The sequence below is a fragment of the Telluria sp. ZB4P34 genome (assembly GCF_059686055.1).
The window spans coordinates 1-14,551 of the sequence record NZ_JCASIF010000022.1 but is presented as its reverse complement, the minus strand read 5'-3'; the positions used below and the strand labels follow the sequence as shown (position 1 = coordinate 14,551).

15 protein-coding genes, 1 tRNA gene and 2 pseudogenes are annotated in these 14,551 nt (G+C 62.8%); 7 read left to right on the top strand and 11 right to left on the bottom strand.

Annotation, left to right across the window (positions count from 1 at the left end; all coding sequences use genetic code 11):
- Position 1 precedes the first annotated feature (1 nt).
- Complete coding sequence (locus AC56KL_RS21765) at positions 2 to 1,027, top strand: TraB/GumN family protein (protein WP_497182263.1); 1,026 nt, start codon at positions 2 to 4, stop codon at positions 1,025 to 1,027.
- Positions 1,028 to 1,036: 9 nt separating this feature from the next.
- Here AC56KL_RS21765 and AC56KL_RS21760 read toward each other — a convergent pair whose 3' ends face one another.
- The 3 genes and pseudogenes from AC56KL_RS21760 to AC56KL_RS21750 all read right to left on the bottom strand — a co-directional run bounded on the left by AC56KL_RS21760 (position 1,037) and on the right by AC56KL_RS21750 (position 2,506).
- Positions 1,037 to 1,228: a hypothetical protein gene (locus AC56KL_RS21760; protein WP_497182262.1), complete on the bottom strand. Its 192-nt coding sequence runs from the start codon at positions 1,226 to 1,228 to the stop codon at positions 1,037 to 1,039.
- A 30-nt stretch (positions 1,229 to 1,258) separates the two neighbouring features.
- Positions 1,259 to 1,534: pseudogene (locus AC56KL_RS21755) on the bottom strand (IS5/IS1182 family transposase); the annotation flags it as partial.
- 357 nt (positions 1,535 to 1,891) lie between these two features.
- Complete coding sequence (locus AC56KL_RS21750) at positions 1,892 to 2,506, bottom strand: hypothetical protein (protein WP_497182261.1); 615 nt, start codon at positions 2,504 to 2,506, stop codon at positions 1,892 to 1,894.
- 362 nt (positions 2,507 to 2,868) lie between these two features.
- Here AC56KL_RS21750 and AC56KL_RS21745 point away from each other — a divergent pair.
- Positions 2,869 to 2,942 (top strand) — tRNA-Gly (locus AC56KL_RS21745).
- Positions 2,943 to 3,220: 278 nt separating this feature from the next.
- Here AC56KL_RS21745 and AC56KL_RS21740 read toward each other — a convergent pair.
- Together AC56KL_RS21740 and AC56KL_RS21735 are read right to left on the bottom strand one after the other, a co-directional pair.
- A complete protein-coding gene (locus AC56KL_RS21740; protein ID WP_497182260.1) occupies positions 3,221 to 3,460 on the bottom strand; it encodes a hypothetical protein in 240 nt (79 codons plus the stop codon).
- Entirely contained in the window at positions 3,457 to 4,002 is a 546-nt protein-coding gene (locus AC56KL_RS21735) for a Rap1a/Tai family immunity protein (RefSeq protein WP_497182259.1), read from the bottom strand. The genes AC56KL_RS21740 and AC56KL_RS21735 overlap by 4 nt, the downstream gene beginning before the upstream one ends.
- A 266-nt stretch (positions 4,003 to 4,268) precedes the next feature.
- Between AC56KL_RS21735 and AC56KL_RS21730 the strand changes: the two genes are divergently transcribed.
- Together AC56KL_RS21730 and AC56KL_RS21725 are read left to right on the top strand one after the other, a co-directional pair.
- Positions 4,269 to 5,087 (top strand): aldo/keto reductase, encoded by an 819-nt coding sequence (locus AC56KL_RS21730; protein ID WP_497182258.1) that lies wholly within the window; start codon positions 4,269 to 4,271, stop codon positions 5,085 to 5,087.
- Entirely contained in the window at positions 5,084 to 5,749 is a 666-nt protein-coding gene (locus AC56KL_RS21725; protein WP_497182257.1) for a DUF6064 family protein, read from the top strand. Before AC56KL_RS21730 ends, AC56KL_RS21725 begins: the two co-directional genes overlap by 4 nt.
- 16 nt (positions 5,750 to 5,765) lie before the next feature.
- Here AC56KL_RS21725 and AC56KL_RS21720 read toward each other — a convergent pair whose 3' ends face one another.
- Positions 5,766 to 6,461 (bottom strand): DUF3828 domain-containing protein, encoded by a 696-nt coding sequence (locus tag AC56KL_RS21720; protein WP_497182256.1) that lies wholly within the window; start codon positions 6,459 to 6,461, stop codon positions 5,766 to 5,768.
- Positions 6,462 to 6,754: 293 nt separating this feature from the next.
- On the bottom strand, positions 6,755 to 7,870 hold the full coding sequence (locus AC56KL_RS21715) for a succinylglutamate desuccinylase/aspartoacylase family protein (RefSeq protein ID WP_497182255.1): 1,116 nt from the start codon (positions 7,868 to 7,870) through the stop codon (positions 6,755 to 6,757).
- A gap of 222 nt (positions 7,871 to 8,092) precedes the next feature.
- Between AC56KL_RS21715 and trmB the strand changes: the two genes are divergently transcribed.
- Positions 8,093 to 8,773, top strand: a complete 681-nt coding sequence (gene trmB / locus AC56KL_RS21710; protein WP_497182297.1) for a tRNA (guanosine(46)-N7)-methyltransferase TrmB — start codon at positions 8,093 to 8,095, stop codon at positions 8,771 to 8,773.
- A gap of 122 nt (positions 8,774 to 8,895) precedes the next feature.
- Here the strand turns inward: trmB and AC56KL_RS21705 are convergent, their stop codons facing one another.
- From AC56KL_RS21705 to AC56KL_RS21695, 3 genes are read right to left on the bottom strand one after another with little or no spacing between them, the layout of a single operon-like run.
- Positions 8,896 to 10,197, bottom strand: coding sequence for a sugar MFS transporter (locus AC56KL_RS21705; protein ID WP_497182254.1), 1,302 nt, complete (start codon positions 10,195 to 10,197; stop codon positions 8,896 to 8,898).
- A gap of 46 nt (positions 10,198 to 10,243) precedes the next feature.
- On the bottom strand, positions 10,244 to 12,091 hold the full coding sequence (gene recQ / locus AC56KL_RS21700) for a DNA helicase RecQ (RefSeq protein ID WP_497182253.1): 1,848 nt from the start codon (positions 12,089 to 12,091) through the stop codon (positions 10,244 to 10,246).
- A gap of 18 nt (positions 12,092 to 12,109) precedes the next feature.
- Entirely contained in the window at positions 12,110 to 12,943 is an 834-nt protein-coding gene (locus tag AC56KL_RS21695; RefSeq protein ID WP_497182252.1) for an undecaprenyl-diphosphate phosphatase, read from the bottom strand.
- A 243-nt stretch (positions 12,944 to 13,186) separates the two neighbouring features.
- Here AC56KL_RS21695 and AC56KL_RS21690 point away from each other — a divergent pair, with 243 nt between their 5' ends.
- Positions 13,187 to 13,597, top strand: a complete 411-nt coding sequence (locus AC56KL_RS21690) for a hypothetical protein (protein WP_497182251.1) — start codon at positions 13,187 to 13,189, stop codon at positions 13,595 to 13,597.
- Positions 13,598 to 13,683: 86 nt separating this feature from the next.
- Positions 13,684 to 13,887 (top strand): hypothetical protein, encoded by a 204-nt coding sequence (locus tag AC56KL_RS21685; protein WP_497182250.1) that lies wholly within the window; start codon positions 13,684 to 13,686, stop codon positions 13,885 to 13,887.
- A gap of 144 nt (positions 13,888 to 14,031) precedes the next feature.
- On the opposite strand, the pseudogene AC56KL_RS21680 reads toward AC56KL_RS21685, so the two are convergent.
- Positions 14,032 to 14,208, bottom strand: a pseudogene (locus AC56KL_RS21680) (YkgJ family cysteine cluster protein); the annotation flags it as partial.
- Between the last annotated feature and the right edge of the window lie 343 nt (positions 14,209 to 14,551).

The window sequence follows — 14,551 nt, the reverse complement described above, 5'->3', positions numbered from 1 at the left end:
GATGCTGAAACCCGCGATCCTCCCGGCCCTGTGCCTGGCCTTGCTCTGCCAGTTTGCCCTCACCACGACAGCGTTTGCCCAGTCCAGCGACGCGGCGCCGGCCTCGGAAACGGCCGAGGCGCCGCCGGCGGCGCCGGAACAGATCCTGGTCGTCGGCCAGAAACCCGGCCCCGGCATGTGGAAGGTATCGAAGGACGAGCACGTTCTGTGGATCTTCGGCACCTACTCGCCGCTGCCGGTCAAGATGGACTGGCGTTCGCACGAGGTCGAAGCCGTCATCGGCCGTTCGCAGGAGTACCTGGCGCCGCCGGTCACCAAAGTGGAAGCGTCCTACTTCCAGATGGCGCTGGCGCTGCCCAGCCTCATCGGCGTCAACAAGAACCCGGACGACGCCACGCTGCGCGACGTGCTTCCCGCCGAGGTGTACGCGCGCTGGCTGCCGCTCAAGGAAAAATACCTACCCAAGAACAAGGAACGCGACCGGCCGATCTTCGTGGCCAACGAACTGTTCCAGGCTGCGATGAAGCAGGCCGGCCTGACCACCAGCACCGATGTACGCAAGCAGGTCGAGAAGATCGTCGACCAGAAGAAGCTCAAGGTGACCAGAACGGTCAGTGAAGTAAAGGTGGATAACCCGCGCCAGCTGATCAAGGATTTCAAGAAGTCGCCGCTCGACGACGTGGCCTGCTTCTCTTCCACCCTGAAGCGCCTGGAAACCGACATCGACGCGATGCGCGTGCGCGCCAATGCCTGGGCCAAGGGCGATATCGACGTCATCCGCAAGCTGGATTTCAGTGAGCAGGAAACCTGCAGCAATGTGATTCGCAACAGCTCGGTCCTGCGCGACCATCCATCTTTCCAGGGAGCCGAGGAGCGCCACCGCGCCAAGTGGGTCGCCAATGCAGAAGCCGCGCTGGCGAAGAATACGTCCACCTTTGCCGTTCTGGCGATGAAAGACCTGCTCGATCCGAAGGGGCTGATGGCGATGCTGGCGGCGAAGGGCTACAAGGTCGAGCAGCCGGAATAGGGAAAGGGCCTATTGACTCAGCGCGAAAGCGGGGCGATCGGCGTCTTCGCGGTGGTCGCTCACGCCGAAGCCATGGCAAGCATTGACCATGGTTGTCTTCATGAATAGCAAGCCGGGCCATTCCGTACGCGGCTGACGCAAGGCAAGGCGTCCGGTCAGGTCGCGATACTCGAATACGGCTTTGTTGAGCAAATCGAGCAAAGGCCGATCTGACGCTATTTGTAGCTGCTTTTATAACACTGGGACCGTGACTGGCGTACCCAGTCGAGTAAAGCGGTTCAGCACGGCAGCCCGCACTTGTAGCTTGGCGACCTGACGGTTAAAGTCGCGTGCCATGACACGTTCGCCCAGCGGCTTGAAGCAGCGCATTTTGGTTTCTACAAGGCTGCGCTGGTGGTAACCGCTCCATCTCTTCCATATTGCCCGTCCTACCCTTTTGGTCGCCCGGAGGATATCGTTACGCGCATCTGCACCACAGCGGTTCACCTTCCAGGGCTTGGCGTTCTGGCCGGCCTGATTTGCGCAACAAAGCCCCAGGAAGACAAACCGAAGGGGACAAGAAGTGAGATCTGACCCTGGGCTTTGCGGTGGCGGGTCGTATTCGACAAGCGTCCACACGGTCGCGATCTTGAGGCTCGGGTACTCACCCCTCAGCCGTTGCCAGAGGCTGCGCTCGCCGAGCAGCACCCTGCGGGCGGCATACGCTGACCAATCTTGAAGCGCTGGCGGCGGCCGCCTTGCACTTGTCGGCGCACTCCCATTAGCCGGTTCGGGGACAGGTGCGTCCGGTGGCGACCAGTTCACCGAGGCGTGTGTCTTCCTCGTTCCGCATCACGCTCACTTCATTCAGGAAAGTCGGAGTGACTACCGCGAATAACTCAGGGTCGAGACAACTTTATCGAGGCCCAGTCGTGCGGCTTGCTCGTTAACTTCCAGCGTCTGGGTGTAGACAATGCACACGAAACCCTTTCCGCAGGCCTTCCTCGCGTAAATGTGGAAGTGTTTCGCATATGGCGAGCCTGCGTTAAAGTTGTTGTTGATGTACCTAGCACTCAGCGCTTCTCCCCCGGAGATTGGAAGTGGTTGATATTTTGTCTCCGTCAAGTACAACGAACCTTCTCGCGCAAACTTTGCCAGGAATTCAGCAGCGTCCTGCAGCGAGGGGGCCATGGAAAGAGGATAAATCTGAAGCTGCGTATTCAGGGCAATGCCTTCAAGACCAGGCTTGTTGGCCTGCAGTTCAACAAAGACCACCTTGCTCTCTGTCTCGTTGCGAGTGACCGTCCAATTGCCAGGGACGGCGAGCTTGACACCCCGTTTGGAATAGCTCGTGGTGTGTTGGATGTCTGGAAGAGAAATCGGCTTGGCTAACTCCTCAGCCGCAGTGACGTCCGCAGCAAACCCCACTCCCATGATGCTTGCGGCAAGGACTCTGGTCAGGCCTATCTGCAACCTTGAATACACCGCACCTTTCTTCATCTGATTTCCTCTCTGTTTCTGCATTGCAAGGACATTAGGCATAAGGAATCCGCCCTTCATTGACATCGGGATAGTCGCAACCGGTCCCTAGTCAGGTGTCGTCTCGATATCGTCGATAGACATCAGGGCGAAGATGCCATAGGTTCCTGAGTGGAATCTTGATTCGGTACAATGGTTAAGCAGTGCCGAAGTGGAGAAATGGCAAGAAGCGAAGTGAAGAGGCGCAATGTGACGGGCCGGACTACCATGACTAGCGCTATGAAAGCCATCACACCTCAGCCGATGCGGCCACCTTTTTTCCATCACGCTTGCCGTGTTTGAAGTTTGTCAACACGTCAGATCCCGCGTAGAATGCGGCTGATGCGGGTGTAGCTCAATGGTAGAGCTGAGGCTTCCCAAGCCTATGACGAGGGTTCGATTCCCTTCACCCGCTCCAATCGCACTAGCAGGCTAAGGTTCGGCTATCTCAGCGGCCAGAACCAGACCTCTCTTGAGGTCCAGTAGCATCCGGTACCCATCCCATCAATCTCGTTCCCACAGCGGAGATACATACCCCAGCGATCCTTGGCCACGATGGCATGTGGCCCTGTGGATTGTTGTCACCATAAATGCTGAAGAACGATACGATTCCTCGTCGCGCACCGATCCCGCGCTCAGCCTCTGGGCCACTCTTGAACTTCTCGGGCTGGCCCAGCTGTCGAATCAACCAGTTGCTCAAGCTGCGTTGGCGCGTTTCGATCGCACGTCCCTTGTATTGCCGGCCTTGATCAGCCAGTGCCCTGGGTTCGGAAAACCAGCCCCCAGCAGGGCAAGGCTCATCCGGATGGCACACGTATTGTAGAAATTTGGGTTACTTGTATTTTCTGGATACCCGATCCACTGGTACAACTCATCGCGTCCGACGTTGTCAGTGTCCGGAAAGTGCATCCTGAGACTGCTATATGGGACTTTCATTGCGCTCTCCTCTGGTCCGTGGGACACGGCCACTTTACGCGCCAGACCTCGACAATCAAGTCCGCCGCGTTTTGCTTTAACTGGGCAGCAGGCATCTGTTGTAGCGCACGCCGTGCATCGCTCTCCAGTTCGTGGGGTAAAGGCTTAACGCTATTCATCGGACACCATTGCCTGGCTTCAGTGGCATCGTGTACGGCCTGGATATAGCCGTGGACGAACTGTCCGTTTGCCAATGTCTGATATTCAGCGGCGACCGCACGAGAGCGAAACGGGCTGTCGGAAGCCCAGGTGACGGTGGCGGGGTCGACGTGCCCTAGGAGTTTGACCAAGCGCTCGCCGGTCATCAGCGGCGGCATACTGGAAGTGTGGGCAGCGGCTGGTATTGCGGTGGCAATCACCGTCGCCATGAGCAGCACGCGCTGTGCAGTCCGGAACTTCATGCGCAGGTAAGCTGTGCCTAGGACACTATATGCGCCGCAGTTCCACCGTCGTCGATTGAGCATTTTTCCTCCTGTTTTAAAGAGGAAAATCGTTGCAGACATAGGTTCACGGCAAGTTGGGACGGATCAATGAAGCGGTCGAACAGCATCAGCGTCGGCAAGCGCCGCCTGGTCGATATGTGCGTGTGTCAGGCGATGCGCCGCATGAGACGCTGGCGCGGTATGCTCGTCTTCTGTCCGACCTCTTGACAAGGAGCGCCTGCATGTATTCCGCTTCCAGACCGCGCCGCCGGGTGCTTGCTTCATTGCTGGCGCTTCCCGTCCTGGCCTATGCCCAAGGACGCCCTGCGTCCGCAATGCCACTTCTCATGAGGGCCATCCCATCCTCGGGCGAGCAACTGCCCTTGATCGGCCTGGGCAGCTGGATCACTTTCAATGTCGGACGCGACCCCGACGCGCGCGCCGAGTGCGCTGCTGTCATGCGCCAGTTCTTCGCCAGCGGCGGCCGGCTCATCGATTCCTCACCGATGTACGGCTCCGCGCAGTCCGTGATCGGCGAGGCCGTGGCCAGGCTCAAGCCCGCCCGGCTGTTCTCCGCCGACAAGGTGTGGATCGGCGAGGCGGCGCAGGGACCGATCCAGGCCGAGGCCTCGCGCCGCCTGTGGCAGGTGCCGCGCTTCGACCTGCTGCAGGTGCATAACCTGCTCGCCTGGGAAGCCCACCTGCCCATGCTGCTGCGCATGAAGCGGGAAGGGCGGCTGCGCTACGTCGGCATCACGACGTCGGAAGGGCGTCGCCATGGCGAGATCGAAAAAATCATGGCGAGCCAGCCGGTCGACTTCGTGCAGGTTTCGTACAACGTGCTCGACCGTGAAGTCGAACAGCGCATCCTGCCGCTGGCGCGCGAACGGCGCATCGGCGTGATCGTCAACCGGCCGTTCCGGCAGGGCGACCTTACCCAGGCCCTGGCAGGCAAGCGCCTGCCCGGCTGGGCCGCGGAGATCGGCTGCACCAGCTGGGCGCAGGCGCTGCTCAAGTTCATCGTCGCGCACCCGGCCGTCACCTGCGCAATCCCGGCTACCTCGCGCGTCGCCCACGTGCGCGAGAACATGCTGGCCGCGGCCGGGCCGCTGCCGGACGAGGCGCTGCGCCGCCGCATCATCCAGGATGTCGAAAGGCTGGCATGAGCGAGTGGTGGAGCTATTCGCTGTCCGATTTCCTGATGTTCTCGGCACGGACCTATTACCGCCAGTTCGAGCTCATGCACCGCGAGTGGTGGCCGCTGCAGCTGCTCGCGCTCGGCGCAGGTGCGGCCATCGTGGGCGGCATCCTCTACTCGCGGCTGGCCAGCGCACGGATCGCGTTCGGGCTGCTCGGCATGGCCTGGCTGTGGGTAGCCTGGGCCTATCACTTGCAGCGCTACGCCGACATCAACACCGGCGCGCCATATTTCGCGGCGGGCTTCTGCCTGGAGGCCGGCCTGCTTGCCTGGATGGCGTGGAAGGCGCCGCCGAAACCGGCGCTCCTCACGCCTGCAGTGGGGATGGCGCTGCCTGTCGTGCTGCTCGCGCTGGCCGGCTACCCGCTGCTGGCGCCCCTGGATGGACGCGGCTGGGGGCAGGCGGAGCTGTTCGCCTTCGCGCCCGATCCGACCGCCTTGCTCACGCTAGGCGCTCTGTTGTTCTGGCGCGCGCCATGGCCGCTGTGGGTGATTCCGCTGCTGTGGTGTGCGGCGAGCAGTGCAACGCTGGGCGAGCTAAAGGTATCTCACGCGTGGCTGCTACCTGTATGCGCGCTTGTCGCAATCGGCAGTTCGGCAATGGGGAAAACGAAGGCAGCGCGTCGATAGGCTGCCATTCGGGCCATCAATCCGGCAATTTCGTAGCGAGGAGTCTCTTAAGTGACGCGTTCTGCAGCCCCGGGTAAACGACATCACTGATTCGCCAGTGCTTTCCCACTTGCTTGACCAGGAAATCCAGCTGCACCTTTTCCCCGCTCGACGGGTAGGTGAACGTCACTATCACCTTGCCGATCTGCGCGCGCTGGATCGCGAAGTCGGTTACCGCAGCGTCCTGAGATGCGAACAAGGGGTCAAAATCCATGTTGCAGACTTCGCGCCTGCGAGTGACGCATTGACGTTCCTGGACGAGCAAGGCGGCAAGGTCGGGATCAAAATACTGCTGAAGAACCGATTTGCTCTGATGTTGGATAGGCTTGCCAAAGAGATTTTGCATCGATCCGAGGGCCTGCCACGCAAAATCTTTATATAGCTTTGCTACGACTGTGGGGGCGGCATTTTCGTTTGCACGCGGTGCTGCCAAGCATGCCGCAGAGCTCGCCGCAAACAATGCAAATGCAAGCAACCGATTACGGACGATAGACGACATAGCTTGGTTTCTCCTTTCTATACCCCGGTCCGGACCAGATATCCCGCTGAATAAAATCGGAGATCCAGTTTTTGCCATCGAAACCGGCAATGTGCCCTGCCGGATTCCCAGCTTGATGCGGTTGGAGGACAACAATGTCCCCTTTTTGAAATTGAAATTGCTCCAGGTTTTCAATAGAGAGAGGTCGAAAACCTATTTTGATCAAGGTTGTCCCCCAATCCTTGGCGTAGACAGGAGACCCTGTTGTCTTGGCGCCGGCGGCTTCCAGTGCTTGGCGGACTCAACGAGCGCATTTTCCTTGGCTTTGCGCGCGAGCGTTGGTGCGCAAATGAACTGCGAACTATGTCGATTCCCATTGTTTGGCCTCTTGTGAACACGTCGATTGTTCACCGAGTACCGCGAATGCAAATTGCGCATCTTCAACCCGAAGCGATCAGCTGGATGCCGCTGCAGGGAATCAAGGCCGTTCAGGCACTGAGCAGATCGCCCGACCGAAACGATTCCGTCCCCGCGACCTTACACACATGCATCCCCCGCAGCAGGTGCCGATGCGCCGTGCTCGCGAACAGCAGTCCCGCACGTTCCGCCGCCAGGGTGGTCACCTTCCCGCTGACCGGGTTGACGATGTCCGCTACCGGCTCGCCCGCTTCGACCCGCTCGCCCAGCTTCTTGTGGAACACCAGCACGCCCGCATGCGGGGCGTGCAGCGACTCCACCGCGTCGAGCGGCGTGGCGCCGCACAGGGCGTCGGGCAGGGGCGGCACCGGCATGTCGAGCACGCCTTCGATGGCCAGGTATTGCAGGACCGCCGCCGCATCCTGGCCGGCATAATCGTAGCGCACGTCGTTCTCGCCGCGCAGCTCCACGGTGACCGCGGCGCATGCGGGCGGGATGGCGGCGTCCGGGAAGTGCCCGGCGAGGTCCCACCACAGGCGGCTGCAGGCCTCGTCGAAGGCTTCGCCGCCCGACTCCTTCGCCACCAGCAGCACGCGCGCCTCCAGCAGCGCGGCCAGCGGCATCACCCGCTCGACCAGCGGCGTGCCCGCATACATGTGCAGCACCGCTTCGTTATCGCAGTGCAGGTCGAGCACGATGTCGGCGTCGATCGCCATCGACAGCAGGGTTTTCTTGAGCGTCTGCGCATTGTCCTTCGGCTCCCAAGCGGCCACGCAGCGGCGCGCCTCTTCGCGGACGAGGACCACGTTGGCGGCGGCGTCCGGCCCGAGCCTGCCCTCGAGCGCCGTTTTCAGCGCATCCGCCACATGGCGGTAGGCGCGATTGAAATTGGTCCCGGTCGACAGGTCGTAACGCCCGAAGGGAGCACCGTGGATCACCTGCGACAGCCCGAGCGGGTTGGCTGCCGGCACCAGGATGATCTCGCCCTTGATGCGCCCCTCTTCGTCCAGGCGCTCCAGGTGCTGGCGCAGCAGGTGCGCGGCCAGCATGGCCGGCACTTCGTCGGCGTGGAGCGAGGCCTGGATATAGACTTTCTTGCCGGAGCCGGGCCTGCCGTAGTGGTGCGAGGTCAGGTGCAGGGTGGCGACGTTGTCGTCGGTGGCGATCGGATGTTTCGTCGAATGCATGGCAGGGCTCCGGCGGCGCGGCAAGGGTAAAGCCCGATTATGCAGGATTGCGCACGGCAGCCCCGCACGCCCGCATGACGAGCTGCGTGGCGCCGCCCGGCAATGGCTGCGGGGTGGCGTGAGCTATAATGACAGCCGATTTTTCCCCAATCCGTCTTCAACCCCGTCTCGTCACTCCTTCCCATGTCTTCTGAAAAGCCCACCAACGGCCCGGCGCGCTCCATGCTTTACGATCCGACCGAACACCGCATCCGCAGCTTCGTCACGCGGGCCGGCCGGCTCTCGACCGCGCAGGCGCGCGCGCTGGAGGAGCTCGGCCCCACCTACCTGATCGAATACAAAAAGGAGATGCTCGACCTGGAAGGCGCGTTCGGGCGCAAGGCGCCGGTGATCCTGGAGATCGGTTTCGGCATGGGCGCCACCACCGCGCACATCGCGCGCCTGATGCCCGAGAAGGACTTCATCGGCGTCGAGGTGCACACGCCGGGTGTCGGCAGCCTGCTCAAGCAGATCGGCGAGCAGGGCATCGAGAACCTGCGCCTGATCCAGCACGACGTGGTCGAGGTACTGAACCACATGATTGCCGATGGCTCCCTGGCCGGGGTGCACGTGTTCTTCCCGGATCCATGGCACAAGGCGCGCCATAACAAGCGCCGCCTCATCCAAGGTCCTTTCGTCAGGCACTTGTGCGACAAGCTGGCGCCGGGGGGCTACCTCCATTGCGCCACCGACTGGGAAGACTACGCAGTGCAGATGCTGGAAGTATTGGGCAACGAGCCCCTGCTCGAGAACACGGCGGAAGGCTATGCGCCGCAGCCGGCGTACCGGCCGCTGACCAAGTTCGAGAACCGCGGCCTCAAGCTGGGCCATGGGGTGTGGGACCTCGTCTTCACCAAGAAGTAAGGTTCACAGTAGGGTGGGCGGGTTCTCCGCCCACGCGGTGATCGCTGCCAGAGACTTGGCTGCGAAGGTGCCGGCGGTAGTTGAGCGCGTGGGCAGGAAACCTGCCCACCCTACGAAAAGCATCAAGCCGCGGCGAGCGAGCGCCGCGCGTATAGCCCGAAGTACACGATCACGGCATAGCACAGGGACGGCACGATCAGCGACATTTTCAGCCCCACCGCATCCGCCGCGACGCCCATCAGCAGCGGCACGATCGCGCCGCCCACGATCGCCACGCAGATCACCCCCGAGCCTTCCGCGGTCCGCTTGCCCAGGCCTTCGCAGGCCAGCGTGAAGATGGTCGGGAACATGATCGAGTTGAACAGGCCGACAGCCAGCAGCGACCAGCCGGACAGGGCGCCGGTGGTATTGGCGGACAGCAGCAGCAGCCCGATCGTCACCGTTGCCGCGCAGGCCAGCACCTTCCCGGGCGAGAACATGCGCAGCAGGGCCGCGCCGATGAAGCGGCCCACCATGGCGCCGCCCCAGTACAGGGCCACGTGCTTGCCCGCGTCTTCCTCCAGCATGCCCATGACGCTGGACTCCATCAGGTAGTTCACGATGATCGAGCCGATCGCCACTTCCGCGCCGACGTACAGGAAGATGCACAGCGCGCCGAGCGCGAAGCGGGGGCGCTTGAGCAGGTCGAGGGCGTGCAGGATGTTTTCCGATGGCGCCGGTGTCTCCACCAGCTTGCGGCGGTTGATCCACACAGCGCCGCCCAGCAGCGCCAGCGCGATCGCCAGGCCGATGTAGGTGTTCACCACGACCCGGGTTTCTTCCTGGCGGAAGGCGTCCAGCGCCGCGCCGCTGAGCGTGGAGGCGTCGACGGTGGCCAGCGAGCCCAGGATCAGGATCGCGCCCACGTAGGGGAAGACCGTGGTGCCGAGCGAGTTGAAGGCCTGGGCGAAGGTCAGCCGGCTGGATGCCGTCTGCGGCTTGCCCAGCATCGAGATCAGGGGATTGGCCACCACCTGCACGATGGTGATGCCCGAGGCCAGCACGAACAGCGCCAGCAGGAAAGTGGCGAACATGCCCGAGTACGAGGCCGGGATGAACAGCAGGCAGCCGATCGCCATCGTGGCCAGGCCGACCACGGCGGAGCGCATGTAGCCGAGGCGCTGCACGATGGCGGCCGCCGGGATCGAGACGAAGAAGTAGGCGGCGAAGAAGGCCGACTGCACCAGCATCGCCTGGGCGTAGCTGAGGGTGAACAGGTCCTTCAGCTTGGGGATGATGACGTCGTTCAGGCTGGTGATGCCGCCAAAGACGAAGAACAGGGCGAACACGAAGGTTTGCAGGCTGGCTGCGTTCTCGGGAACGATGGCGTCGGCCCCGTCCTTGGACGGCGACGCGGTAGTGCTGGTGGGAGTAGGGATGGCCATATGCGTGTCGTGGGGTTGAACGGAAAGACGTTCTCAACCCATGACACTACATCATCTCGTTGATGATCGCGACAATTTCATCGCCATAGGACACCAGCTTCTTCTCGCCGACCCCGGACACGCCGCGCAGCGCGTCGAGCGAAGACGGCTTGACCTTGGCGATCTCGCGCAGGGTGGCGTCCTGGAACACCACGTAGGCCGGCACCCCGTGCTCGCGCGCCGTGCCCATGCGCCAGGAGCGCAGCCGGTCGAAGATGGCCTGCTCGGAGCGCGACAGTTCCAGTTCCTCGTAGCTGCCGCCCTGGCCGCCCCGGGACGACGACGGCCGCTTGGCCTTGACCGGTTTCTGGTACTGGCGCAGCTGCACCTTCTGCTCGCCCTTGAGCACCGGGCGCGCGGCGTCGGTCAGTTTCAGGGAACTGTAGGCGTCGTGGTCCACCGTGACGAAGCCCAGCGCGATCGCCTGGCGCACGATGGCGCGCCACTCCTGTTCGGAGCGGTCGGCGCCGACGCCGTAGACGGTGAGCTTGTCGTGGTGCCACTGGCTGATGCGTTCCGTCTGGGCGCCGCGCAGCACGTCGATCACGTGGCCGGCCGCAAATCGTTGATCGACCCGATAGATGGCCGACAGCAGCTTTTGCATGGGCACCGTGCCGTCGACCTGCACCGGCGGGATCAGGCAGGTGTCGCAGTTGCCGCAGGGGCCGGAGCGTTCACCGAAATAGTCGAGCAGGCGCATGCGCCGGCACGACAGCGTTTCGCACAGGCCGAGCATGGCGTCGAGCTTCATCGACAGCACGCGCTTGAAGGTCTCGTCGGCCTCGGATTCGTCGATCATGCGGCGCTGCAGCACCACGTCCTGCAGGCCGTAGGCCATCCAGGCGCTGGCGGGCGCGCCGTCGCGGCCGGCGCGGCCGGTCTCCTGGTAGTAGCCCTCGAGGCTCTTGGGCAGGTCGAGGTGGCAGACGTAGCGCACGTCCGGCTTGTCGATGCCCATGCCGAAGGCGATGGTCGCCACCATCGTCATGTTGTCTTCACGTAGGAAACGCGACTGGTTGGCCGCACGCACGCTGTACTCCATCCCGGCGTGGTAGGGCAGGGCGCGGATGCCGTGTTCGTTCAGGAAGTCGGCAGTCTCTTCGACCTTCTTGCGCGACAGGCAATAGACGATGCCGGAATCCTGCGGGTGCTCGCTGCTGATGAAATCTAGCAGTTGCTTGCGGCCAGTGGTCTTCTCGACAATGGAATAGCGGATGTTCGGGCGGTCGAAGGACGAGACGAACTTGCGTGCGTCGTCCAGCTGCAGGCGGTGCGCGATTTCTTCACGGGTCTGCTGGTCGGCGGTCGCGGTGAGGGCGATGCGTGGGATGCCAGGGTAACGCTCGTGCAGGACCGACAGGCGGATGTATTCCGGCCGGAAGTCGTGGCCCCACTGCGAGACGCAGTGCGCCTCGTCGATGGCGAACAGCGAGATCGGCGAGGCGTCGAAGAGTTCCAGGCAGCGCTGCGTCAGCAGGCGCTCGGGCGCTACGTAGACGAGGTCGATCTCGCCGCTGCGCACCAGGCGCTCGATGCGCAAGGTTTCCTCGAAGGTTTGGGTGGAATTGAGGAAGCCGGCGCGGACGCCGACTTCTTCGAGCGCATCGACCTGGTCCTGCATCAGCGCGATGAGCGGCGAGACGACCACGCCGACCCCGTCGCGCAGCAGCGCCGGGATCTGGTAGCACAGCGACTTGCCGCCGCCGGTGGGCATCAGGACGAGCGCGTCGCCGCCGCCGGCCACGTGCTCGACGATCTCGGCCTGCTGCCCGCGGAAGGCGGGATAGCCGAACACCGTCTCGAGGACGTGCAGCGCGCGCGCCTGCAGTTCGGATGCGTGAGGCTCGGAAGTCATGCTCTTGCTTGCTCTACTTTATTCGGACCAGGTCACCAGGCCGAAATGGGCGGTCACGAGGACCAGGATACCGAATACGATACGGTACCAGGCGAAGATCGTGAAGTCGTGCGAACTGATGTAGCGCAGCAGCCAGCGCACGCACAGGAAGGCCGAGATGAACGCGGCGAAGAAACCCAGGCCGAACAGGGGCAGGTCGGCCGCCGACAGCAGTTCGCGTTGCTTGACCACGGAGTACACCGTGGCTCCCAGCATGGTCGGCATGGCCAGGAAGAACGAGAACTCGGTGGCCGCCTTGCGCGACAGGCCGAACAGCATGCCGCCGATGATGGTCGAGCCGGACCGGCTGGTGCCGGGGATCAGGGCGAAGGACTGGGCCAGGCCGACCTTCAGCGCATCGAGCGCGCTCATGTCGTCGACCGTCTCCACGCGCGCCGTCGCCGGGCGCAGGCGGTTGCGGCGCTCTACGTACAGGATCAGCATGCCGCCGAGGACCAGGGCGACCGCCACCGGCACCGGATGGAACAGCAACTCCGTGATCGCCGAACTGAACAGCACACCGGCGACCGCGGCCGGCACGAAGGCGATGACCACGTTGCGCGCGAAGCGCTGCTGCACCGGGTCGGACCCCAGCCCCTTGAGCACGCGGGCGATGCGCTCGCGGTACTCCCAGACCACCGCCAGCATGGCGCCGGCCTGGATCACGATCTTGAAGACGACCGACTTCGGCCCGGTGAAGTCGAGCAGGCTGCCCATGAGGATCAGATGGCCGGTGGAGGAAATCGGAAGGAATTCAGTGAAGCCTTCGACCAGGCCCATGATAATTGCCTTGATCGCGAGAAGTGTGTCCATGTATGCGTTAAGTAAAAATCGGCTGCGGGCGTGTGCGTGCAGGATGCTTGGTGGAAGGTAGGGCGGGAGCGAAGCTTAGCATGCTTGCAACGGGCGGCATCGCCCGCTGCGTCCGGTACAAGATTGTACCGCGCCCGCGTTGCCCCAGGGTCAGCTCGTCCGCATGGCAGCGAAATTCTGTCGTGCGCCGCCCTCGCGAACGCGTGCTACACTCGAGCGCATGAGTATTCTCCACTCAATCGCATGAGTATTTTTGTTGTTCTCATCCTTGCTGCGCTCGCCTGGGCGGCATTCCATGGTTGGCAAGCGCCCAATGCCTTGCGTTACCGCCCCAGCCAGGGCCGGGTCTGGCGCAGCACCTTCCCCACCGCCTCGCGCAAGGACATCCGCGATTTCCTGTCCGTGTTCGTGTCCTCCTTTTCCTTCCGCGAGAGCGAGCGGCTGCATTTCCGTCCGGACGACGAAGTACTCGGCATCTATCGCGCGGTCAATCCGACCCGCTCGCTGCCGGACGCCGAGGAAATCGAGACGCTGGCGAAGGCGCTGCGCGACCGCTACGGCCTGATGCTCGACGAGATCTGGCACGAGGGGCTTACGCTGGGCGGGCTGTTCCAGCGTGTACAGGCGGCGCGCGGCAACACCGTCGTGCCCTGAGCGGGCCAGGCCTGCCCATCCAGATTACCCTGCGCGGGTAAGGGTTCGGTCTTTCTTTTTAGTAAGTACGGCGCCATGTGCCGGCCATGCTCAAAGAGAAACTGAACTGGCGACGGCCGCTGTTCTACATCCTGCTGCCGGTCTTCTTCGTGATGGCCTTCCTCGGCTTTCCGCTGCCCGTGGCGCCGCCGCCGGCCAGCAAGCCGGCCGTCGAGCAGGCGACCATCATCAAGAAGAAGAAAAAGCGTCTCGGGCTGGTGATGCCCGATGAGTCCAAGGGCAAGGAATAAACCTGACCGGTGCGAGTTCGTAGGGTGGTCGGCTCGCCGACCGCGCGTTCAAATCGTCCATGAACAGAGGCGGCGCGGTCCGGCAAACGATGGCTGAACGCGCGGTCGGCAGAGCGTGGTCCAGTCCACTGGACTGAACCACCCCTACGGCGCCGTGGCCCGTTCCAGTTCATCCAGCCAGCGGATCGCCTGTTCGCGGTCCGAACCGCACATCTCGAGCGACGGCTGCAAGCCGCCACAGAAAGCAGGCCGCTCGGGCCGGCCGAAGATCAGGCAGCGGTTATCCTCGCCCAGTTGCACGCAGCGCACGCCCGCCGGCTTGGCGGTAAGTACCTTAAGAGATGACGAAAAAGTGTGCCCCGGGCGCAAAAAGCGATAAATCTGGTCGCAACACTGCTTCGTCTTACTTACTCTCTTAAGGAAACGAAGCCATGCAAGCCCACACCTATGTATTCACTAATGAGATGACTCCCGCCGATGTCATCGTCGCGCTGCCCCGAGGATATTCGTACATCCGCTTCTCAACCAAGCGTCAGGGCAAGGGTGACTGATCTTGCCCCGCTTTTCCCAGACACAGCCCGATGCCTATTTAGCGTCAGTTTCCAGAGCCTGACGGCGTCGCTCTTTCCTAAACATGCGCGGCGATTTGTAGCCGAGCGCAGAA